This window comes from Streptomyces sp. NPDC096205, assembly GCF_044763135.1.
Lineage (GTDB): Bacteria > Actinomycetota > Actinomycetes > Streptomycetales > Streptomycetaceae > Streptomyces.
In genome coordinates, this window is sequence record NZ_JBIWFS010000002.1 from 501054 (window position 1) to 522604 (window position 21551).

Consider the following 21551-nt stretch of genomic DNA (forward strand, 5'->3'; position numbering starts at 1 on the left):
TCCGAATGCGATGAGTGTGACTCAAGTCACCGAGTGTGAGGATCGGGAAATAGCAACGACGCCACTCACAGGTGAACGCCCGCAGGAATGAGCGAACTCGGCGCACGCGCGTAGTCTCGTGCCAGGCATACGCCGCACTGGTGAGGACCCCGGTGGAGAGCAAGGGCTCACCCCGGTTCTAGGGTCGGCTGTCGGGCCCGGCCGACCCACACCGTTCGGCCACAGCAACTTCACATCGGAAGCGAGATTTCACCACCGTGACTGCTCTCACTCTCAGCACGTCCGCGGCACCCAATCTGAGGGCCGACGCGATCGTGATCGGTGTCGCCAAGGCCGCCAAGGGCCCTGTCGTCGCGCCGGGCGCCGAAGCCGTGGACGCGGCCTACGACGGCAAGCTCGCCGGCGTTCTGGAGACCCTCGGCGCCTCCGGTGCCGAGGGCGAGGTGACCAAGCTGCCCGCGCCGGCCGGCTTCAAGACGCCGCTCCTGGTGGCGGTGGGCCTGGGCGCCGCGCCGGAGAAGGACGGCGAGTTCGACGCCGAGGCACTGCGCCGCGCCGCCGGTGCGGCCGCCCGTGCCCTCACCGGCACCAAGAAGGCCGGCTTCGCCCTGCCGCTCGCCGACTCCGGCGACGCGGGCGCGATCGCGGAGGGCGCGCTGCTGGGCGCCTACTCCTTCGACGCGTACAAGGAGAACGGCAAGAACGCCAAGAACGGCAAGGCTCCCCTCGCCGAGATCGCCCTGCTGGGCGGCAAGCCGCGCGACAAGGCCCAGAAGGCCGCGGTCGAGCGTGCCGTCGCGGTCGCCGAGGAGCTCAACCGCGCCCGCGACCTGATCAACATGCCGCCGAACGACCTCGACCCGGAGGCCTTCGCCGCGATCGCGCAGACCGCGGGCAAGGAGCACGGCCTCAAGGTGCAGGTGCTCGACGAGAAGGCGCTCGTCAAGGGCGGCTACGGCGGCATCCTCGGCGTCGGCGCGGGCTCGGCGGCCGCTCCGCGCCTGGTGAAGCTGTCGTACACCTCCTCCAAGGCGAAGAAGCACCTCGCGCTGGTCGGCAAGGGCATCACCTACGACTCGGGCGGCATCTCGCTGAAGCCGGCCGGCCACAACGAGACCATGAAGTGCGACATGAGCGGTGCGGCGGCGGTCTTCGCGGCCGTGGTCGCCGTCGCGCGCCTCGGCCTGGAGGTGAACGTCACCGCGTGGCTGGCGCTCGCCGAGAACATGCCGTCCGGCTCGGCCACCCGCCCCGGTGACGTGCTGCGCATGTACAGCGGCAAGACGGTCGAGGTGCTCAACACCGACGCCGAGGGCCGGCTGGTGCTGGCGGACGCGCTGTGGGCGGCCTCCGCGGAGAAGCCGGACGCGATCGTGGACGTGGCGACGCTGACCGGAGCGATGGTGCTCGCGCTGGGCAACCGGACGTTCGGTGTCATGGCCAACGACGACGCGTTCCGCTCCGCGGTGGTGGAGGCGGCGGAGGAGGTCGGCGAGGAGTCCTGGCCGATGCCGCTGCCGGAGCACCTGCGCAAGGGCATGGACTCGCCGGTCGCCGACATCGCGAACATGGGCGAGCGCATGGGTGGCGGGCTCGTCGCCGGTCTCTTCCTGCGCGAGTTCGTGGGCGAGGGCATCACCTGGGCCCACATCGACATCGCCGGTCCCGCGTTCAACGAGGCTGCGCCGTTCGGGTACACGCCGAAGGGTGGCACCGGGTCCGCGGTGCGGACGCTGGTGCGGGTCGCCGAGCTGACCGCCGCCGGGGATCTTGGCTGACCTTCGCCTGAGAGCTCGGTCCCGTCGCTTGTACGGCGGCCGCGGGGGCGTGGGGGCTGCTCGCGCAGTTCCCCGCGCCCCTTTTGGTGCGCTGTCCACAGGCCTGATCGCAAAGAGTGCCACGTCTCACACACCGGCCCCGCGTCTCGTCAAGCACTGACTAGTGCGAAGATGGGGCTCGGCAGGACAGGGCCCCCACCTAAGGGCCGAAGAACGAGCGGCCGGACACCAGCCGCCGACCGGTCACTGGAGACCGGCGTGGCGCACATGCATGGAGGACGTGACGTGGCGAACGACGCCAGCACCGTTTTCGACCTAGTGATCCTCGGCGGTGGTAGCGGTGGTTACGCCGCGGCCCTGCGCGGGGCGCAGCTGGGCCTGGACGTCGCCCTGATCGAGAAGGACAAGGTCGGCGGCACCTGCCTGCACCGGGGTTGCATCCCCACCAAGGCCCTGCTCCACGCGGGCGAGATCGCCGACCAGGCCCGCGAGAGCGAGCAGTTCGGCGTCAAGGCCAGCTTCGAGGGCATCGACATCGCGGGTGTCCACAAGTACAAGGACGACGTGATCTCGGGCCTCTACAAGGGTCTGCAGGGTCTCGTCGCCTCCCGCAAGGTGACCTACATCGAGGGTGAGGGCCGGCTGTCCTCCCCCACCTCCGTCGACGTGAACGGTCAGCGCGTCCAGGGCCGCCACGTCCTGCTGGCGACCGGCTCCGTGCCGAAGTCGCTGCCGGGCCTGGAGATCGACGGCAACCGGATCATCTCCTCCGACCACGCCCTCGTCCTGGACCGCGTACCGAAGTCCGCGATCATCCTCGGCGGCGGTGTCATCGGCGTCGAGTTCGCCTCGGCGTGGAAGTCCTTCGGCGCCGACGTGACGGTCATCGAGGGCCTGAAGCACCTCGTCCCGGTCGAGGACGAGAACTCTTCGAAGCTTCTTGAGCGCGCCTTCCGCAAGCGCGGCATCAAGTTCAACCTGGGCACCTTCTTCTCCAAGGCCGAGTACACGGCCGACGGCGTCAAGGTCACCCTCGCCGACGGCAAGGAGTTCGAGGCCGAGGTCCTGCTCGTCGCCGTCGGCCGCGGCCCGGTCTCGCAGGGCCTGGGCTACGAAGAGGCCGGCGTCGCCATGGACCGCGGCTACGTCCTGGTCGACGAGTACATGCGCACCAACGTCCCGACCATCTCCGCGGTCGGTGACCTGGTCCCCACGCTCCAGCTCGCGCACGTCGGCTTCGCCGAGGGCATCCTGGTGGCGGAGCGTCTTGCCGGTCTGAAGCCGGTGCCGATCGACTACGACGGTGTCCCGCGGGTGACGTACTGCCACCCGGAGGTCGCCTCCGTGGGCATCACCGAGGCCAAGGCCAAGGAGATCTACGGCGCGGACAAGGTCGTCGCTCTGAAGTACAACCTGGCGGGCAACGGCAAGAGCAAGATCCTGAAGACCGCGGGCGAGATCAAGCTCGTCCAGGTCAAGGACGGTGCCGTCGTCGGCGTCCACATGGTCGGCGACCGTATGGGCGAGCAGGTCGGCGAGGCCCAGCTGATCTACAACTGGGAGGCGCTGCCGGCCGAGGTCGCCCAGCTCATCCACGCCCACCCGACGCAGAACGAGGCGCTCGGCGAGGCCCACCTGGCACTGGCGGGCAAGCCGCTGCACGCGCACGACTGATCAGCCCTCGCGCGCGACGACACAGACTTCCGCAATTTCGTAAGGAGCAACAGAAACCATGGCGGTTTCCGTAACCCTTCCGGCGCTCGGCGAGAGCGTCACCGAGGGCACTGTCACCCGCTGGCTGAAGGCCGAGGGTGAGCGCGTCGAGGCCGACGAGCCGCTGCTCGAGGTGTCGACCGACAAGGTCGACACCGAGATCCCGGCCCCTGCCTCCGGTGTCCTGGCCTCCATCAAGGTCGCCGAGGACGAGACCGTCGAGGTGGGCGCCGAGCTGGCGATCATCGACGACGGCAGCGGCGCCCCGGCGGCCCAGCCGGCCCCGGCCGCCGAGCAGTACGCCCCGCCGGCTCCCGAGCCGGCCCCGGCCGCCCAGCCCTCCACCGAGCAGGCCGCCCCGGCTCCGGCGCCCACCGCCGAGGCCGCCGCGGGCGCCGGCTCCGCCCAGGGCACGGACGTGGTCCTGCCCGCGCTCGGTGAGTCCGTCACCGAGGGCACCGTCACCCGCTGGCTGAAGTCGGTCGGCGACTCCGTCGAGGCCGACGAGCCGCTGCTCGAGGTCTCCACGGACAAGGTCGACACCGAGATCCCGGCCCCGGCCTCCGGTGTGCTGCTCGAGATCACGGTCGGCGAGGACGAGACCGCCGAGGTCGGCGCCAAGCTCGCCGTCATCGGCGCTCCGGGTGCCGCTCCGGCCCCCGCGGCTCCGGCCGCTCCCGCCGCTCCGGCCCCGGCCGCCGAGGCTCCGGCCGCCCCCGCGGCTCCGGCTCCGGCCCCCGCCGCGCCCGCTGCCCCGGCTCCGGCCCCGGCCGCCCCTGCCGCTCCGGCTCCGGCTCCGGCTCCGGCTCCGGCTCCGGCCGCCCAGGCTCCGGCTGCTCCCGCCGCCCCGGCTCCGGCCCCGGTCACCCCGGCCCCGGCCGCTCCGGCTCCCGCCGCCGCGCAGGCCACCGACGAGGGTGCCTACGTCACCCCGCTGGTGCGCAAGCTCGCCGCCGAGAACGGCGTCGACCTGGGCTCCGTCAAGGGCACCGGCGTCGGCGGTCGTATCCGCAAGCAGGACGTCATCGCCGCCGCCGAGGCCGCGAAGGCCGCCGCCGCTGCTCCGGCTCCGGCCGCCGCCGCTCCGGCCGCCGCCAAGAAGGCGCCCGCCCTGGAGGTCTCCCCCCTCCGTGGCCAGACCGTCAAGATGCCGCGCATCCGCAAGGTCATCGGCGACAACATGGTCAAGGCGCTGCACGAGCAGGCGCAGCTGTCGTCGGTCGTCGAGGTCGACGTCACCAGGCTGATGCGGCTGCGCGCCCAGGCGAAGGACTCCTTCGCCGCGCGTGAGGGCGTCAAGCTCTCCCCGATGCCGTTCTTCGTCAAGGCCGCCGCACAGGCGCTGAAGGCCCACCCGGTCATCAACGCCAAGATCAACGAGGCCGAGGGGACCATCACCTACTTCGACACCGAGAACGTCGGTATCGCGGTGGACTCCGAGAAGGGCCTGATGACCCCGGTCATCAAGCACGCGGGCGACCTGAACATCGCCGGCATCGCCAAGGCCACGGCGGAGCTGGCGGGCAAGGTCCGCGCCAACAAGATCACGCCGGACGAGCTGTCCGGTGCGACCTTCACCATCTCCAACACCGGTTCGCGCGGTGCGCTCTTCGACACGATCATCGTGCCGCCGGGCCAGGTCGCGATCCTCGGCATCGGCGCCACGGTCAAGCGTCCGGCCGTCATCGAGACGGAGGAGGGCACGGTCATCGGCGTCCGCGACATGACGTACCTGACCCTCTCCTACGACCACCGCCTGGTGGACGGCGCCGACGCCGCGCGTTACCTGACGGCGGTCAAGGCGATCCTGGAGGCCGGCGAGTTCGAGGTCGAGCTGGGTCTGTGACAACCCCCTGAGGGCTGACACATCGATGCCCCGTCCGTTGGCAACGGGCGGGGCATCGGCATACCCCAGGGGCGCGGGGCGGTATCGATATGCGGCTCCGCCGCATGGGCGCGATCGACCCAGGACGACCCGCACCCGCCGAACAAGGACAGCCCCACCCCCGTAGGCGTGTAAGCCTCGTCTCACCTGCAACAAAGCACCCTTACGCGCACCTCCCGCAGAGAGCAACGGCCTTATTGTCTAAACGTCGGCCGCGCCCCTAAGGAGCCCTCATGACCGCCCCCGTCATCCACTCGCTGCGCGAACAGATCCGCGAGCACATCCTGGAGGGGATCATCAGCGGGCGCTGGCAGCCGGGCGAGCGCATCGTGGAGCGCCGTATCGCGACGGAGCTGGAGGTCAGCCAGACCCCCGTCCGCGAGGCCCTGCGCGAGCTGGAGTCGCTGCGGCTGATCGAGTCGGCCCCCAACAAGGGCGTGCGCGTCCGCAACCTCACCGCCGCCGACCTGGAGGAGAGCTACCCCGTCCGGGCCGGCCTGGAGGCCATCGCCGCGGAGCTCGCCGCCGACCGGCTGGCACAGGACTGCTCGGCCCTGGAGCCCCATGTCTCCGCCCTCTACGAGGCGGACAGCAAGGCCGACGGCACGGCCCAGGTCCGCCACACGGTCGGCTTCCACCGTGAACTGGTGCGCGCCGCGGGCAACTCGGTCCTGCTGCACACCTGGGAAGGCCTCGGCATCGAGGTCTTCACGGCCCTGTCCATCCGCTGGCTGGGCACCGTACAGCAGTCGTACGCGGAGGAGCACCAGGAGCTGGTGGAGGCCTTCCGGCGGCGGGACCCGCGGATCGCGGACCTGGTGAAGGCGCATGTGCTGGGGTGCGCGCCCCGGCACGAGGGCTGAGCGGACCCTCGCTCAAACGAGGCTGTGAACGTTCGCTCACACGTGGCCCCACCTGCGGAAAGCCTTCGAAAACAAGGCACCCGGTGTCTTCGCGCGAGGCACCGCGTGCCTACTTTCTCGTGATCGAGAGGTTTTCGCCCGGAACCCTTTGATCGATCATCGATCAGGGGGTTACAGTCGCCGACGGACTTCCACCGAAGTCTCGCCCTGTCCTGCCAAAGACCTAGGGCACCCCCGAACCCTTACGCAGATGAGGGAACCCCCTTCGACTGAGGAAGGCGGCGACATGACCGACCCCAACGCCATCCAGCCGAGCGCGCTCGACCAGCTCCCCGACCGCGACCCGGAGGAGACCGCCGAATGGCAGGCCTCGCTGGACGCGGTCGCCAAGGCGGCCGGCCCGCACCGTGCCGCGTACCTGATGCGTCGCACACTGGAGCGCGCCGAGGGCGCCGGCATCGCGCTGCCGAAGCTCCTCGAGACCGACTACGTCAACACCATCCCGACCGCCGCCGAGCCGGCCGTCCCCGGTGACGAGGCCATGGAGGCCCGGATCACCGCGTGGAACCGCTGGAACGCGGCCGCGATGGTCACCCGTGGCAGCAAGCACGGCGTCGGCGGCCACATCGCCACCTTCGCCTCGGCCGCCTGGCTGTACGAGACCGGCTTCAACCACTTCTTCAAGGGCAAAGAGGCCGACGGCTCGGGCGACCAGCTCTACATCCAGGGCCACGCCTCCCCCGGCATCTACGCCCGCGCCTTCCTGGACGGCCGCCTGACCGAGGCCCACCTGGACAACTTCCGCCAGGAGTCCGGCGGCAACGGCCTGCCGTCCTACCCGCACCCGCGGCGCCTGCCCTGGCTGTGGGAGTTCCCGACGGTGTCCATGGGCCTCGGCCCGCTGTCGGCGATCTACCAGGCGCGCTTCAACCGCTACCTCACCAACCGCGGCATCAAGGACGTCTCCGCCTCGCACGTGTGGGCGTTCCTCGGCGACGGCGAGATGGACGAGCCGGAGTCGACGGCGGCCCTCGCGCTCGCCGCGCGTGAGCAGCTGGACAACCTGACCTTCGTCATCAACTGCAACCTGCAGCGCCTCGACGGTCCGGTCCGCGCCAACTTCAAGATCGTGCAGGAGCTGGAGGCCCAGTTCCGCGGCGCCGGCTGGAACGTGATCAAGACGCTGTGGGGCTCCGCCTGGGACGAGCTGTTCCGGCTCGACACCAACGGCGCGCTCGTACGCCGGCTGCGCGAGGTACCCGACGCGCAGGTCCAGACGTACCAGACCCGCGACGCCGCCTACATCCGCCAGGACTTCTTCGGCAAGGACCCGGAGCTCGCCGAGCTGGCGAAGCTGCTGAGCGACGACAAGATCCTGGAGATCTTCCACCTGTCCCGCGGTGGTCACGAGCCGCGCAAGGTGTACGCCGCGTACAAGGCCGCCGTCGAGCACAAGGGCGCGCCGACCGTCATCCTGGCCCAGACGGTCAAGGGCCACACCCTCGGCGAGGGCTTCGCGTCGAAGAACGCCAACCACCAGATGAAGAAGCTGACGGTGGACGAGTTCAAGGCGATGCGCGACCTGCTGGAGCTGCCGATCAAGGACAGCGACTTCGTCGACGGCGTCGTCCCCTACGGTCACCCGGGCGCCGACTCCCCCGAGGTCCGCTACCTCCAGGAGCGCCGCGCCGCCCTCGGCGGTCCGGCCCCGGCCCGCCGCGTCCACCCGGTCGCGCCGCTGCCGGCCCCGGCCGAGAAGGCGTTCGCGTCCTTCGACAAGGGCTCCGGCTCGCAGAACGTGGCGACGACCATGGCGTTCGTCCGTCTGATCAAGGACCTGGTCCGCGACAAGGAGACCGGCAAGCGCTGGGTGCCGATCGTCCCCGACGAGGCGCGCACCTTCGGCATGGAGAGCCTCTTCCCGTCCCTCGGCATCTACTCGCCGAAGGGCCAGACGTACGAGCCGGTCGACCGCGACCAGCTGATGTACTACAAGGAGGCCAAGAACGGCCAGATCCTCAACGAGGGGATCACCGAGGCCGGTTCGATGGCCGACTTCATCGCCGCGTCCACCGCGTACTCCACGCACGGCGAAGCGATGATCCCGTTCTACATCTTCTACTCGATGTTCGGCTGGCAGCGCACGGCCGACCAGATGTGGCAGCTCGGCGACCAGCTCGGCCGCGGCTTCCTCGTCGGCGCCACCGCCGGCCGTACGACGCTGACGGGCGAGGGCCTGCAGCACGCCGACGGTCACTCCCCCGTCATCGCGGCGACGAACCCTGCGGCGCTGACGTACGACCCGGCGTTCGCGTACGAGGTCGCCACGATCGTCAAGGACGGTCTGCGCCGCATGTACGGCGAGGCGGCCCCGGGTGAGGACCCGAACGTCTTCTACTACCTCACGGTCTACAACGAGCCGCTCCCGCAGCCGGCGAAGCCCTCGGGCCTCGGCATCGACGAGGGCATCGTCAAGGGCCTGTACCGCTTCAACACGGCGGAGTCGGCCGAGCTGTCCCCGGTCGCCAACGCCCCGCGCATCCAGCTGCTGGGCTCGGGCACCGCGATCCACTGGACGCTGAAGGCCCAGCGGATGCTCGCCGAGGAGTGGGGCGTGGCCGCCGACGTGTGGTCCGCGACCTCCTGGACCGAGCTGCGCCGTGACGCGCTGGAGGCCGACGCGGCCCTGCTGCGCGGCGAGGAGCGCGTGCCGTACGTCCGCCAGGCGCTCCAGGGCGCCGAGGGCCCGGTGCTGGCCGTCTCCGACTACATGCGCCAGGTCCCGGACCAGATCGCCCAGTGGGTCGAGCAGGACTACTCCTCGCTCGGTGCCGACGGCTTCGGCCTCTCCGACACCCGCGAGGCCGCCCGCCGCCACTTCGGCGTCGACGCCGAGTCGATCGTCGTCGCGGCCCTGGCCCAGCTCGCCCGGCGCGGCGAGGTCAAGGCGACCGCGGTGAAGGAAGCGCGCGAGAAGTACGGCCTGTAAGGACCGGCACGGTCTGTAAGGACCGCTCGCTTTTCGGGAGGCCTCCGCTTCGGCGGGGGCCTCCTTGCATGATGGCCGTATGCGCGCAGCCCGGCTGATCAAGATGGTGCTCCTCCTGCAGTCCCGGCCCTCCATGACCGCCGCCGAGCTGGCGCGGGAGCTGGAGGTGTCGGAGCGGACGGTCACGCGGGACGCGCAGGCGCTGTCGGAGGCCGGAGTGCCGGTGTACGCCGACCGGGGGCGGGCCGGCGGGTACCGGCTGATCGGCGGGTACCGCACCCGGCTGACGGGGCTGGCGCGCGGTGAGGCGGAGGCGCTGTTCCTGTCCGGGGTGCCGGGGGCGCTGCGGGAGATGGGCCTGGAGGACGCGGCGTCGGCGGCGCGCCTGAAGGTGTCGGCGGCGTTGCTGCCGTCCCTGCGGGACGCGTCGCGTACGGCCGCGCAGCGGTTCCATCTGGACGCGCCGGGCTGGTTCCGGGAGCCGGAGACGCCCGAGCTGCTGCCGGCGGTCGCGGAGGCGGTGTGGGACGACCGGGTGCTGGCCGGGCGCTACCGGCGCGGGCAGGAGGAGGCCGCGCGGGTGCTGGAGCCGTACGGGCTCGTGCTGAAGGCGGGGGTCTGGTACCTGTGCGCGCGGGTGGTCCCGGAGGGCGCCTTCCGGACGTACCGGATCGACCGGTTCGCGGGGGTCGAGCCGCTTTCGGAGCGGTTCCGCAGGGACGAGGACTTCGATCTGCCGGGGTTCTGGGCGGCGCAGGCCGAGCGGTTCGCGCGGTCGCTGCTGCGGGCCGAGGTGGTGGTGCGGGTGTCGCCTGCGGGGCTGCGGCTGCTGCCGCATGCGGTCGACCCGGTGGCCGCGCGGGACGCGCGCGCGGACGCGGGCGAGCCGGACGCCGAAGGGTGGGTGGTCCTGACCCTGCGGGTGGAGTCGGAGGAGGTCGCCCTCACCCAGCTCACCGCGCTGGGGCCGGAGGCCGAGGTGCTGGCGCCCGAGCCGCTGCGGGCCCGGTTCGCGGAGCACGCGCTGCGGCTGGCACAGCTGTACGGGCGCGTCTGATGCGGGGCTTCGGGGTGCGTGCCCCCGGCCGAGGGACGATGCTGGACCCGTGATGGACGAGACGGAGTTCTGGGAGCTGGTGGACAGCACCCGCGAGGCCGCCGAGGGCGACCCCGAGGACCAGGCCGACCTGCTGGTGGAGCGGCTCACCGCCCTCGACCCCGAGTCCGTGCTCGACTTCGCCCGGCACTTCGAGGCCCGCTACAACCGCGCCTACCACTGGGATCTGTGGGGCGCCGCGTGGGTGCTGCTCGACGGGGCCAGCGACGACGCCTTCGACTTCTTCCGCTGCTGGCTGATCGGGCAGGGCCGCGAGGTGTTCGAGGGCGCGCTGCACGACCCGGACGCGCTCGCCGACCTCCTGAAGGACTTCGACGAGGAGATCGACGGCGACGGCGAGGAACTCGGCTACGCCGCCGACGAGGCCTACGAACAGCTCACCGGCACCGTCGCCCCCGACCTCGGCATCCCGCCCGCGCCCTCGGAGCCGGAGGGCACGGCGCTGGACTTCGAGGACGACGGGGAGCTGGCGGCCCGCTATCCGCGGCTGTGGGAGCGGTTCAGGGGTTAGGGCCTGTCGTTCGGATCAGCCCGGCGTCGCGGGGCCTGGCACGCACTCCCCCACTGCCTTAAGGGCGTGGGGGGACCCCCAGCGGCGTTGTCGTCGGTTGCCGACTCCCCCACTCTCGGCTTCGCTCGAGCGGGGGGACCCCCATCGCGTCGACGCCCTCCTCCGCCTTGCAGCTGCACGCACCAGACCCCGCTCGACCCGGCCGAGAAGCGCAGTCCCTTGCAGCCGGCCTGATCCGAACGACAGGCCCTAGCGCCCTGACGACTCAGCGGGCCTGACGACTTGACGGCCCTGCGACTCAGCGCGCCTGCGGCTCAGCGACCCTGACGACTCAGCGCCCTGACGACGCCGTCCGTCTCAGGCGCGCCCCTGCAAGCGGGCCGCCAGTCGGCGGATCTCCGGCAGCAGGGCGCTGAGGGACGCCCCGGGGCAGCTGGTCATGAAGGCGTCCTTGTGGGCCGCGAGGGCGGGCAGTGCGGCGGCGGTGCCCGCGCTGAAGCGGCTGCGGCTGTTGCTGGAGACCAGGCGTACCCGCGCCCGCGGGTCGGTGTCCGACAGGCCCAGCTTCCAGGCGGCCAGTGCCGCGATCGCGTCGCTCATCACGCGCGGCACCGGCGTTCCCTCGGTGAAGGTGCCGATCGCGGCGATGCCGGCGGTGCGGTGGTTGAAGCCCTGGGTGTGGGCGCCGGTGACGGCCCGTTCTACGCCGCCCGCTCGGCCCTCGTAGATGATGCCGCAGCGGTCGACGAGGAAGTTGTAGCCGATGTCGTCCCATTCCCGGGCGCCGGTCTGGCCGGCGTAGAGGTAGCGGATGATGCGGGGCGTCTCGGCGCAGTCGTAGGCGTTGGGCGAGTCGGTGTGGTGCACGAAGACGGCGACGACCCGGTCGTCGTAGCGCGGCGGCGGGGGGCGGTCGGGCGCGGTGCCGTCCGTCAGCCAGGCCGAGCGGGGCACGATGGCGGGCCGGGGTGCGGTGTGCACGCCGGAGACGGGGCGGGCGGCGGCCCGCACGGCGGCCGGGCGCTCGACCCCGGCAGCACACAGCGCCAGCGTCACGGCGGCGGCCAGCCCGGGCAGCGCGCCCAGCACCGGCAGGGCGGGGCCGGGTATCGGCACGGCGGCACAGCGGCGGGCCGCGGCTCGCGCGCGGTGGGCCAGTCGCTCGACACGCATGGACCCACTGTCGGTCCGTTCCCTTCCGTCCGCGATGTGTGTTCTGCCAGCCGGAGGAACGTTCGTCCCGGTCGGGGGCGTTTTCCGGGGTACACGGCTGATCATCGGGCCCGTGCCGAGGGGCGTCCGGGAGAAAGGCGGCTCGTGTGGACCTGCTCGTCATCCTTCTGCTGCCGGCGCTCCTGGTCCCGGCGGTGGCGGGCCGTGGGCCGGCGAGGCGGCTGGGGCGGCGGCTGCGGCCCAGGACGGGCCGGGGTCCGCTGAGAGCGGCGGACGGCGCCGCCGGAGCCGTGGCGAGGTCGCTGGCGGCGCTGATCGTGGCGTGGGCCGCGGCGGGCGTGCCGGCCGCGGCCTCGGAGCCCCCGCCGACCGTGCAGCAGGCGTCGGCTGCGGCGGGCTTCCCGCAGGTGTCCTGGGCCGACGTGGCCGGACCCTCCGGCGACACCGTCACCCCCGCGGCGACCCGGGCCGCCCGGCGCAGCAGCGTCAAGATCGAGGGCGCCACCGGCAGCCAGGGCCTCGAGGGCAGCGGGTTCGTGTACGCGCCGGAGCACGTGCTGACCAACGCCCATGTGGTGGCCGGCATCGACGCGCCGAGCGTGCGGATCGGCGGGCTCGGACGGCCGTACGAGGCACGCGTGGTGCTCTTCGACCCGGACAAGGACGTGGCCGTGCTGTACGTCCCGGGGCTGCGGGCGCCGGTCCTGCGCTTCGACGACGACGCCGAGCGCGGGGAGGCGGCCGTGGTGGCCGGGTATCCGCAGGACGGCGGCCTCGAACTGCAGGCGGCCACGATCGCGGACCGGGTCCGCGCCACCGGGCAGGACATCTACAGCGACGAGGCGGTCACCCGCGACGTCTACGCCATCCACTGCACGGTCCGCCCCGGCAACTCCGGCGGCCCCCTGCTGACTCCCGACGGCCGCGTCTTCGGCGTGGTCTTCGCCCGCTCGACCTCGGACGACGGCAAGGCCTACGTCCTGACCGCCGACGAGGTCGCCCCCGAGGCGGACCGCGGCGCGGACGCGACCGCTCAGGTGGACACGGGCGAGCTGATCACGTCGTAGGGACCACAGGCCCCTTCGCGGGGTCTCGGACCAGCCGCTGACCCATCAGTACGTCGTCCACGTACGCCCCGTCCAGGAGGAACTCCTCCGGCTGTACGCCCTCCACGGCGAACCCCTCGGCCTCGTACAGGGCGCGGGCGGCGGTGTTGTGGCCGAGGACCCGCAGGGTGAGGCGGCGGGCGCCCAGGGCTCGGGCCCGCTCGACCGCGGCGCGGACCAGGGCCCGGCCGACTCCCTTGCCGCGGGCCGTGTCGTCCACGGCGAGGCCGCGGATCTGACGGACGTGGGCGTTGGACGGCAGCGGCGTGGGAAAGCCGAGGCGGACGTATCCCACCAGCCGTCCGTCGAGCTCGGCGACCAGATGGTCCCCCGGCCCCGCCGTCTCCCTGAAGAAGGGCTCGTCGAGCCCCGGCCGCGGAGTCACCGCGTGCCCGTAGGACCAGGTCACATGGTCGAGGCGGCTCAACGCGGGCTCGTCGGCGTGCGTCGCGACGCGTATGCGTATCTGCGGATCCGGCATGCCCGCCACTGTACGGCGACGTGCCGGGGCGGGTCCGGAATTATCCGGGCGCGGACGGCAGGCCCGGCCCGGATGTGCGGGGTGCACCCGGCAGGATGGGGGGATGGAGCATGCGCGAATCGTGGTGGCCGGGGCGTCGGGGCTCATCGGGCGGGCCCTGGTGCGGTCGTTGAGGGCGGACGGGCACGAGGTGGTGCGGCTGGTGCGGCGGGAGCCGGGGGCGGCGGACGAGATCCACTGGGACCCGCGGGGCGGGCGGGTGGACCTGCCCGCGTGCGACGCGGTGGTGAACCTCGCGGGAGCGGGCGTCGGCAACCGGCCGTGGACGCGCGCCTACAAGGAGGAGATCCGCGCCAGCCGGGTACTGGGCACCCTTGCCCTGGCCCGGGCGATCGCCGCGCTGGAGCCGCGCCCGCGGGTCTTCGTGAACGGCAGCGCGGTCGGCTACTACGGCGACACCGGGCAGCGCGCGGTCGACGAGGACGCGCCCGCCGGGGAGGGCTTCCTGCCGTCGGTGTGCGTGGAGTGGGAGGCCGCGGCGGCGCCCGCGCAGAAGGCCGGGGTCCGCACGGCGTTCGTGCGCACCGGGCTGGTGGTGGCCCGCGGCGGCGGGGCGTGGGGGCGGCTGTTCCCGCTGTTCAAGGCGGGGTTGGGGGCACGGTTCGGGGACGGGCGGCAGTACTGGTCGTACGTCTCGCTGCACGATGAGGTCGCCGCGATCCGGCATCTGCTCGACCGCGACGACCTGTCGGGGCCGTTCAACGTGACCGCGCCCGAGCCGCTGACGAACGGTGAGATCACCGCGGCGATGGGCCGTGTGCTGCACCGCCCCGCCGTACTCGCCGTACCGGCACCGGTGTTGCGGACCGTCCTCGGCGACATGGCCGGTGAGGTGCTGGGCAGCACCCGGGTGCTGCCGATGCGGCTGCTGGAGTCGGGGTTCGTGTTCGCGTTCCCGGGGATCGAGGACACGATCCGCGCCGCGCTGGACTGAGGGCCCCGACCGGAAGGTGCCTTCGGGAAGCGGCGGTTGACGCCCATGTGCGACCGCTGTGCGACCGTGCCCTGTCCATGCGCGACTGCCTCCGATCGGCCGGGGCCCTAACCTCGACCAGAACTCGGGTATCCCCGGAGTCCATTGGGGGCATGAGGTCTCCACCGGCCGCGCAACCTCAACCTCGAGGAGGGGCACGTGCTTCAGCCCGCGTATCAGGCGGACGTCGTCGTGGTGGGAGCCGGGGTCGCCGGTCTCGCCGCCGCACAGAGGCTGACCAGCGCAGGAGTCACCACCGCCGTCCTGGAAGCCGCCCCCTGTCCCGGCGGCCGCATGTCGACCGAGAAGGTCGACGGCTTCCGGCTCGACCGGATCGGGCAGCTGCTGTCCACGGCGTATCCCGAACTGGGCGCGACCCCGGGCCTCGGCGCGCTCGCCCTGCGCCGCTTCGAGCCGGGCGTCCTGATACACAGCGACGGACGCCGGCACCGCGTCGGCGCCCCCCTCCACCGAGGGAGCGCGAGGGGCGCACTTCACGCGGTGCGCGCCTTCGCGAGCGCCCCTCGACCGCAGCAGCCCGGCAAGCCGGTCGGCACCGCCGTCGACCAGGCCCGGCTGGGCACGGCCCTCGCCCGGCTCGCCGCGACCCCGGTCGAACGCCTCCTTGCGCGCCCCGAGCTGCCCGCCGCACAGGCCCTCACCGCCCGCGGCCTGCCCGCCCGCACGATCGACGGCTTTCTGCGCCCGCTGCTCGCCGCGCTGCTCTGCGACCCGGACCTGACCACGTCCAGCCGGTGCGCCGACCTCGCGCTGCGCGCCTTCGCCGCGGGGCGGCTGTGCGTGCCGGAGGGCGGGGCGGAGGTGCTGCCGGAGCTGCTGGCGCGCACCCTGCCGCCGGGCACCCTGCACACCGGCGTCCAGGTCACCTCCGTCTCCACGACCTCGGTCGGCACCGCCGAGCACGGCGAGTTCCGCTGCCGCGCGGTCCTGCTGGCCACCGACGCCCGTACGGCCGCCGACCTGCTGCCCGGCCTGCGCGTGCCGGACTTCCACCCGGTGACGGTGATCCACCACACCACGGACGTGCCGCCCCCGACCGGCGCCTCCCTCGTCCTGGACGCCGACCGCGGCGGCCCCGTCTCCCACACGGCCCTGATGAGCGACCTCGACCCCACCAGGGCCCCCGCGGGCCGGGCCCTGATCTCCTCGACGGTCCTCGGCACCCCGCCCCCCGACCTCGACACGGCCGTCCGTACGCACCTCTCCCGCCTCTACGGCACCTCCACCGCCCGCTGGGAGACCCTCGCCGTCCACCACACCCCCGAGGCGGTCCCGGCCATGCGCCCACCGCACGACCTGCACCGCCCCGTCCGCCTCCTGGCCGGCCTCTACGTCTGCGGCGACCACCGCGACACCAGCACGGTCCAGGGAGCCCTCCACTCGGGCCACAGGGCGTCCCAGGCGATCCTGACGGAGCTGGGAGTGACGCCCTCGATGCAGGTGACGGAGCCGCTCTCTTCGACGCGGGCTGCCTGAACGCCCCTCAGGGGCGGGGGGAACTGCGCGAGCAACCACGACGAAGCAGCACGACGCGACACCACAGCCGGCACCACGGCGAGACGCGCTACTGCAACGCGGCGACCCTCTCCCGATACCCCCTGACCGGCGCAGCGTCCTTGTACGGCTCCAACCGCCGCTCGAAGTCCCTGATGTACTCCACCGCCCGAACCGACCGCATCTCCACCGCCTGCCCCGCCGCCTCCGCGGCCAACGCACAGGCCTGATCCAGCTCCCCCAGCCCCAGCCGGGCCGTAGCCAGCACCACCCGGCAGAACAACCGGCTCCGGGCGAACCCGGCCCCCCGCATCTGCAACGACTTCTCCGCATGCTGCGCGGCCGTCCGGAAGAGCTGAAGATCCCGGTGCGCGTGCCCGAACTCGTCGGCGAGCTGCGCCTCGTCGAAGGACCGCGCCCAGTGCGGCGTCTCGTCCCCGGGCCGGGCCGCCTCCAGGGCGCGCTCGGCCCGCACCAGGGCCGCCGTACAGGCCCGGACCTCACCGAGCACCCCGTGCCCGCGCGCCTCGGCCGCGTGCAGCAGTGCCTGCACGACCGGCGGAGCCGACCCGCCGACCCCCTGCTGGGCGACCCGGGCGAGCTGCACGGCCTCGCGCCCGTGCCCGAGATAGACGGCCTGACGGCTCATGGTGACCAGCACGTACGACCCGTACGCCCGGTCCGCCGCGGCCTGCGCGAGCCGCAGCGCCTGGACGAAGTAGCGCTGGGCGAGGCCGTGCGCGGCGATGTCGTACGACGTCCAGCCGGCGAGCCGGGTGAGATCCGCGGCCGCGGCGAACAGGCGGCGGCCGGTCTGCTCGCCGTAGGTGCCGCGCAGCATCGGCTCGCACTCGTGCTCCAGGTAGCGCACCAGGGCCTGGCGGGCGTGGCCGCCGCCGTACATGTCGTCCAGGGTGCGGAACAGGTCGGCCACCGAGCGCAGGGCGGCGACGTCGCCCGCGGTGACCTTCTGGCCGGGGCCGCGCTCGCTCTGGCCGCGCTGGCGGGGTACGGCGGGCCGGCCCTGGGCGGGCACCCGGGCGGGCTGCTCACCGCGGGTGACGGAGTCGTCGGGCCGCCCGATCAGCCAGTCCCGGCTGGGCACGACGAGTCCCGCCGGGGTGAAGGCGATCTTGCGCAGTTCGGCGTGGCTGCCGGAGTCCTTGCGCCACAGGCCGCTGACGATGTCGACGGCCTCCTCGGGGCTGCCGGCGTACTCAAGGCCGGCGTAGACGGGGGCGCAGGCGTCCAGGCCGAGGTCCTGGGCGGTGAGGCGGCGGCCGAGGCGGCGGGTGAAGACCTCGGCGATCAGGGCGGGGGTGGTGCCGCGCGGCTGCTGTCCGCGCAGCCATCGGGTCACGGACGTCTTGTCGTATCTGAGATCGAGCCCGTGCTCCATGCCGAGCTGGTCCACACGGCGGGCGAGACCTGCGTTGGAGAACCCCGCTTCTGCGATCAGGGCGGCGAGCTGACGGTTGGGGGTGCGCTGCGCGGGGCGATCCGTCATGTGCGGTGCGATCTCCTGCCTTCCGGGCGTTCCGAAGTGCCTGGAATTGCCTGTGAGCAGCCCTTATGGCCTTGTGAACGGCGTGAATGTAGCGGAGCGTGAGCAGGTGACCACACTCTTCGACGCCCATTCATCCGATCGTGTGAGGATTGGCTGCCGGGCTGACGTGCGACCGGGAGTCGTACAGTGGCGTGGGCGCGTTTCATGCCTTACGACTTCGAGGAGGCGCTTGCCGTGAGTGAGCTGCGGTTCGTCCGTATGGGGTTCGGCGCGGACATGGTCGACTACCAGACCGCCTGGGACGAGCAGCGCCGCGTGCACGCCGCCCGTTTCGCGGACGAGGTGCCCGACACATGCCTGCTCCTGGAGCACCCGCCGGTGTACACCGCGGGCCGCCGCACCGCACCCGAGGAGCGCCCGCTCGACGGCACCCCCGTGATCGACGTGGACCGCGGCGGCAAGATCACCTGGCACGGTCCCGGCCAGCTCGTCGGCTACCCGATCCAGAAGCTGCCCCGCCCGGTGGACGTGGTCGCGCATCTGCGCCGCCTGGAGGAGGCGATGATCCGGGTGTGCGCCGAGTTCGGCATCGAGACCTCGCGGGTGGAGGGCCGGGCCGGCGTGTGGGTGCTGGGCGACCCGGTGGAGGAGCGCCCCGCGGTCGGCGGGCTCACGCTCGACTTCGACCCGCGGACCACCGACCCGGAGTTCGACCCGCGGCTGAACGGCCCCGAGTACGCGCCCTCGAACGCGGGCCAGCGCCGCGAGGACCGCAAGATCTGCGCCATGGGCATCCGTGTCGCCAAGGGCGTCACCATGCACGGCTTCGCCCTGAACGTGAACCCGGACACCTCCAACTTCGACAAGATCATTCCCTGCGGCATCCGGGACGCGGGCGTGACGTCCCTCTCGTACGAACTCGGCCGCGAGGTCACCATCGAGGACGTGCTGCCGGTCGCCGAGCGGCACCTGAAGGACGTACTGGAGAACGCGGACCTCAAGCCGCGCGAGATCGAGAAGACGCCGGCTGCCTGACGGCGCTCGGGGCATTCAAATCCACGGGCGTACCCTTGAGGACGCCGAAGAATCAATCGCTAGGGAGCCGGTCGTGTCCGCAGTCGCACCCGACGGACGCAAGATGCTGCGCCTGGAGGTCCGCAACGCTCAGACCCCCATCGAGCGCAAGCCCGAGTGGATCAAGACCCGGGCGAAAATGGGCCCCGAGTACACCAAGATGCAGAACCTGGTGAAGGGCGAGGGCCTGCACACGGTCTGCCAGGAAGCCGGCTGCCCCAACATCTACGAGTGCTGGGAGGACCGTGAGGCCACGTTCCTCATCGGTGGCGACCAGTGCACCCGGCGCTGCGACTTCTGCCAGATCGACACCGGCAAGCCCGAGGCGCTCGACCGCGACGAGCCGCGCCGCGTGGGCGAGTCCGTGGTCACGATGGACCTGAACTACGCCACCATCACCGGCGTCGCCCGCGACGACCTGGAGGACGGCGGCGCCTGGCTGTACGCCGAGACGGTCCGCCAGATCCACCAGCAGACCGCTTCCCGTGAGGCCGGCCGCACCAAGGTCGAGCTGCTGGCCCCCGACTTCAACGCCGTCCCGGAGCTGCTGCGGGAGGTCTTCGAGTCCCGCCCCGAGGTCTTCGCGCACAACGTCGAGACGGTCCCGCGGATCTTCAAGCGCATCCGCCCCGGCTTCCGCTACGAGCGCTCCCTGAAGGTGATCACCGAGGCCCGCGACTTCGGCCTGGTGACCAAGTCGAACCTGATCCTCGGCATGGGCGAGACCCGCGAGGAGATCAGCGAGGCGCTCAAGCAGCTGCACGACGCAGGCTGCGAGCTGATCACCATCACGCAGTACCTGCGCCCCTCCGTGCGCCACCATCCGGTCGAGCGCTGGGTGAAGCCGCAGGAGTTCGTGGAGCTGAAGGAGGAGGCCGAGGAGATCGGCTTCTCCGGCGTGATGTCGGGCCCGCTGGTGCGGTCCTCGTACCGCGCGGGCCGCCTGTACCAGATGGCCAAGGAGAAGCGCGGCAGCTTCACCGCCACGCAGGCTGTGTGAATTCAGGCACAAGCAACTACCCGCCAGTAGAGGCGAGTTGGAAGCGGCCCCGGCCGTCCCCGCAGATGGGGGCGTACGCCGGGGCCGCTTCGCTGTGCCCGGACCCCCGAAAGTCCACGTCGAAAGGTTTCATCGGCGTTTGACCCCCCGGTCATGCCCTGGTAACACCAATCAGTGACGGTTTACTCACGCCACGTGCACCCGCACCGAGGGGGACCCACAGTCATGCAGGCCGCGCCCGTTCGCGCCACCGCCATCCCGTCCTTCACCGACGCCCTGCGCGCCGTCGAGTCGCTGCTGATGAGCAGCGGCCAGCGCACGGCCCGCCGCAACGCCTGGACCTCCGTCCTGGAGGACCGCCGCCGTGCCAAGGACCGGGTGGAGGCCCAGCGCGTGCTGGACCAGGCCGCCGCCCGCTCCTGAATCCGGTCCACCCGGCACTGCCGTCGAAGGCGCTCCCGGGGCCACGTAGACTTCGTGGCATGGCGAGGAAGGAAACCGCGGCGGACGCCGCGAACGCAGGGCGACTGAAGCAGATCGCTCTCACGTACAAGATGACCCGCAAGGCCGACAAGAAGATCGGTCTTGTACTCGCGGCCGTCGGCCTCGGCACCCTCGGTGTGTTCCTCGCGATCGGCTTCTTGATCGGCCACCCGGTCTATCTCGGCATCCTGGGCCTGCTGCTCGCCTTCCTCGCGACGGCGATCGTGTTCGGCCGCCGGGCCGAGCGGGCCGCCTTCGGGCAGATGGAGGGCCAGCCGGGCGCCGCCGCGGCCGTGCTGGACAACATCGGCCGGGGCTGGACGACGACCCCCGCGGTGGCGATGAACCGCAGCCAGGACGTGGTGCACCGGGCGGTCGGCAAGCCCGGCATCGTTCTGGTGGCCGAGGGCAACCCGAACCGGGTGAAGAGCCTGCTGGCCGCCGAGAAGAAGAAGATGAACCGCATCGTCGCGGACGTGCCGGTGCACGACATCGTCGTGGGCACGGGCGAGGGCCAGGTCGAGCTGAAGAAGCTCCGCACCACCATGCTCAAGCTCCCCCGCGTCCTGACCGGCCCGCAGATCACCGCCACCAACGACCGGCTGCGCGCCCTCGGTGACCTGATGAGCAACATGCCGCTGCCGAAGGGCCCGATGCCCAAGGGCATGAAGCTGCCGAAGGGCGGCCCGAAGGGCCGCTGACCCACTCCTCGTACACGAAGGGGCGCCCGGTGCTCGACAGCACCGGGCGCCCCTTCGTCGTAGACATGACCGTCGTAGACGTGACCGTCATGGGCGTACCACATGGTGTGATCTTCGCCGTATACGATCTTCGGCGTATACGAAGGTCAGATGCGGACCTCGACCGTGCCGGCCAGCCGGTCGTGCAGGCCGCGGCCGTCGCGGTCCCAGATCACCGCCGGGATCAGAAGGCACAGCATGACCGTGCGCAGTACCGCGCGTACCGGGTTGACGGTGCGGGTGCCCAGGGCGATCACGCGGAGACCGAAGAGACGCTTGCCCGGGGTCAGGCCGATGGTGCTCACGGTCAGGAGGCTCAGGAGGAAGAAGACGAGGAATGCCCAGTTGTTCGACCGGGGGACCTCGTAGCCGTCCGTGATCAGGCCGCATACGACCAAGAGACACAGCCCCCAGTCCACGGCGAACGCCCCGATTCGCCGTCCCGGGCGCGCGATCGACCCGGGCCCCGCCTGCGGCAGACCGAGCTGTTCACCTCGGTACCCGAAGTCGACGCCGGCTTCCTCTGCTGCCGCGCGCGGCCCGGAGAGCCATGATCCGATTGCTTGCCTCTTGTCCACCCGTA

Annotated in this window: 18 protein-coding genes; 14 read left to right on the forward strand and 4 right to left on the reverse strand. The window is 72.0% G+C overall.

Annotated elements, in window-relative coordinates; all coding sequences use genetic code 11:
• Positions 1–257: 257 nt before the first annotated feature.
• The 7 genes from ACIQ6Y_RS08685 to ACIQ6Y_RS08715 all read left to right on the forward strand — a co-directional run bounded on the left by ACIQ6Y_RS08685 (position 258) and on the right by ACIQ6Y_RS08715 (position 10856).
• Positions 258–1778: a leucyl aminopeptidase gene (locus ACIQ6Y_RS08685; protein ID WP_404034578.1), complete on the forward strand. Its 1521-nt coding sequence runs from the start codon at positions 258–260 to the stop codon at positions 1776–1778.
• 285 nt (positions 1779–2063) lie between these two features.
• Positions 2064–3452: a dihydrolipoyl dehydrogenase gene (gene lpdA / locus ACIQ6Y_RS08690; protein WP_404034580.1), complete on the forward strand. Its 1389-nt coding sequence runs from the start codon at positions 2064–2066 to the stop codon at positions 3450–3452.
• Positions 3453–3510: 58 nt separating this feature from the next.
• Complete coding sequence (sucB, locus tag ACIQ6Y_RS08695; protein ID WP_404034581.1) at positions 3511–5337, forward strand: 2-oxoglutarate dehydrogenase, E2 component, dihydrolipoamide succinyltransferase; 1827 nt, start codon at positions 3511–3513, stop codon at positions 5335–5337.
• A gap of 272 nt (positions 5338–5609) precedes the next feature.
• Positions 5610–6239 (forward strand): GntR family transcriptional regulator, encoded by a 630-nt coding sequence (locus ACIQ6Y_RS08700; protein WP_404034583.1) that lies wholly within the window; start codon positions 5610–5612, stop codon positions 6237–6239.
• A 286-nt stretch (positions 6240–6525) separates the two neighbouring features.
• Positions 6526–9228 carry a pyruvate dehydrogenase (acetyl-transferring), homodimeric type gene (gene aceE, locus ACIQ6Y_RS08705; protein ID WP_404034585.1) on the forward strand — a complete coding sequence of 901 codons (2703 nt, stop codon included), beginning with the start codon at positions 6526–6528 and terminating at the stop codon, positions 9226–9228.
• A gap of 79 nt (positions 9229–9307) precedes the next feature.
• Positions 9308–10285: a helix-turn-helix transcriptional regulator gene (locus tag ACIQ6Y_RS08710; protein WP_404034587.1), complete on the forward strand. Its 978-nt coding sequence runs from the start codon at positions 9308–9310 to the stop codon at positions 10283–10285.
• A 52-nt stretch (positions 10286–10337) separates the two neighbouring features.
• Entirely contained in the window at positions 10338–10856 is a 519-nt protein-coding gene (locus tag ACIQ6Y_RS08715; protein WP_404036363.1) for a DUF4240 domain-containing protein, read from the forward strand.
• A 357-nt stretch (positions 10857–11213) separates the two neighbouring features.
• Here the strand turns inward: ACIQ6Y_RS08715 and ACIQ6Y_RS08720 are convergent, their stop codons facing one another.
• Positions 11214–12134 carry a peptidoglycan recognition protein gene (locus tag ACIQ6Y_RS08720; RefSeq protein ID WP_404034589.1) on the reverse strand — a complete coding sequence of 307 codons (921 nt, stop codon included), beginning with the start codon at positions 12132–12134 and terminating at the stop codon, positions 11214–11216.
• Positions 12135–12175: 41 nt separating this feature from the next.
• On the opposite strand from ACIQ6Y_RS08720, the gene ACIQ6Y_RS08725 reads away from it, so the two are divergent.
• Positions 12176–13096, forward strand: a complete 921-nt coding sequence (locus ACIQ6Y_RS08725; protein ID WP_404034591.1) for a MarP family serine protease — start codon at positions 12176–12178, stop codon at positions 13094–13096.
• Here ACIQ6Y_RS08725 and ACIQ6Y_RS08730 read toward each other — a convergent pair.
• A complete protein-coding gene (locus ACIQ6Y_RS08730) occupies positions 13086–13616 on the reverse strand; it encodes a GNAT family N-acetyltransferase (protein WP_404034593.1) in 531 nt (176 codons plus the stop codon). The two genes, ACIQ6Y_RS08725 and ACIQ6Y_RS08730, sit on opposite strands and share 11 nt — an antisense overlap.
• Positions 13617–13719: 103 nt before the next feature.
• On the opposite strand from ACIQ6Y_RS08730, the gene ACIQ6Y_RS08735 reads away from it, so the two are divergent.
• Together ACIQ6Y_RS08735 and ACIQ6Y_RS08740 are read left to right on the forward strand one after the other, a co-directional pair.
• On the forward strand, positions 13720–14610 hold the full coding sequence (locus ACIQ6Y_RS08735) for a TIGR01777 family oxidoreductase (protein WP_404034595.1): 891 nt from the start codon (positions 13720–13722) through the stop codon (positions 14608–14610).
• Positions 14611–14808: 198 nt separating this feature from the next.
• Positions 14809–16146, forward strand: a complete 1338-nt coding sequence (locus ACIQ6Y_RS08740) for an NAD(P)/FAD-dependent oxidoreductase (protein ID WP_404034597.1) — start codon at positions 14809–14811, stop codon at positions 16144–16146.
• 88 nt (positions 16147–16234) lie between these two features.
• Here the strand turns inward: ACIQ6Y_RS08740 and ACIQ6Y_RS08745 are convergent, their stop codons facing one another.
• Positions 16235–17671, reverse strand: a complete 1437-nt coding sequence (locus ACIQ6Y_RS08745; RefSeq protein WP_404034599.1) for a regulator — start codon at positions 17669–17671, stop codon at positions 16235–16237.
• A gap of 234 nt (positions 17672–17905) precedes the next feature.
• On the opposite strand from ACIQ6Y_RS08745, the gene lipB reads away from it, so the two are divergent.
• The 4 genes from lipB to ACIQ6Y_RS08765 all read left to right on the forward strand — a co-directional run bounded on the left by lipB (position 17906) and on the right by ACIQ6Y_RS08765 (position 20929).
• On the forward strand, positions 17906–18706 hold the full coding sequence (gene lipB, locus ACIQ6Y_RS08750; RefSeq protein WP_404034601.1) for a lipoyl(octanoyl) transferase LipB: 801 nt from the start codon (positions 17906–17908) through the stop codon (positions 18704–18706).
• A gap of 73 nt (positions 18707–18779) precedes the next feature.
• Positions 18780–19745 (forward strand): lipoyl synthase, encoded by a 966-nt coding sequence (gene lipA / locus ACIQ6Y_RS08755; RefSeq protein WP_404034603.1) that lies wholly within the window; start codon positions 18780–18782, stop codon positions 19743–19745.
• 225 nt (positions 19746–19970) lie between these two features.
• The gene (locus tag ACIQ6Y_RS08760; protein ID WP_404034605.1) at positions 19971–20168 is read left to right on the forward strand and encodes a hypothetical protein; all 198 of its coding nucleotides are present in this window, start codon (positions 19971–19973) and stop codon (positions 20166–20168) included.
• Positions 20169–20227: 59 nt separating this feature from the next.
• Complete coding sequence (locus tag ACIQ6Y_RS08765) at positions 20228–20929, forward strand: DUF4191 domain-containing protein (RefSeq protein ID WP_404034607.1); 702 nt, start codon at positions 20228–20230, stop codon at positions 20927–20929.
• 146 nt (positions 20930–21075) lie between these two features.
• On the opposite strand, the gene ACIQ6Y_RS08770 is transcribed toward ACIQ6Y_RS08765, so the two are convergent.
• Positions 21076–21546, reverse strand: a complete 471-nt coding sequence (locus tag ACIQ6Y_RS08770; protein WP_404034609.1) for an RDD family protein — start codon at positions 21544–21546, stop codon at positions 21076–21078.
• Positions 21547–21551 lie beyond the last annotated feature (5 nt).

Coding starts and splice junctions, on each gene's coding strand:
- sucB (WP_404034581.1), top strand. CDS start 3,511: ATGGCGGTTTCCGTAACCCTTCCGGCGCTCGGCGAGAGCGTCACCGAG.
- ACIQ6Y_RS08700 (WP_404034583.1), top strand. CDS start 5,610: ATGACCGCCCCCGTCATCCACTCGCTGCGCGAACAGATCCGCGAGCAC.
- aceE (WP_404034585.1), top strand. CDS start 6,526: ATGACCGACCCCAACGCCATCCAGCCGAGCGCGCTCGACCAGCTCCCC.
- ACIQ6Y_RS08710 (WP_404034587.1), top strand. CDS start 9,308: ATGCGCGCAGCCCGGCTGATCAAGATGGTGCTCCTCCTGCAGTCCCGG.
- ACIQ6Y_RS08715 (WP_404036363.1), top strand. CDS start 10,338: ATGGACGAGACGGAGTTCTGGGAGCTGGTGGACAGCACCCGCGAGGCC.
- ACIQ6Y_RS08720 (WP_404034589.1), bottom strand. CDS start 12,134: ATGATCAGCCGTGTACCCCGGAAAACGCCCCCGACCGGGACGAACGTT.
- ACIQ6Y_RS08730 (WP_404034593.1), bottom strand. CDS start 13,616: ATGCCGGATCCGCAGATACGCATACGCGTCGCGACGCACGCCGACGAG.
- ACIQ6Y_RS08735 (WP_404034595.1), top strand. CDS start 13,720: ATGGAGCATGCGCGAATCGTGGTGGCCGGGGCGTCGGGGCTCATCGGG.
- ACIQ6Y_RS08745 (WP_404034599.1), bottom strand. CDS start 17,671: ATGACGGATCGCCCCGCGCAGCGCACCCCCAACCGTCAGCTCGCCGCC.
- ACIQ6Y_RS08760 (WP_404034605.1), top strand. CDS start 19,971: ATGCAGGCCGCGCCCGTTCGCGCCACCGCCATCCCGTCCTTCACCGAC.
- ACIQ6Y_RS08765 (WP_404034607.1), top strand. CDS start 20,228: ATGGCGAGGAAGGAAACCGCGGCGGACGCCGCGAACGCAGGGCGACTG.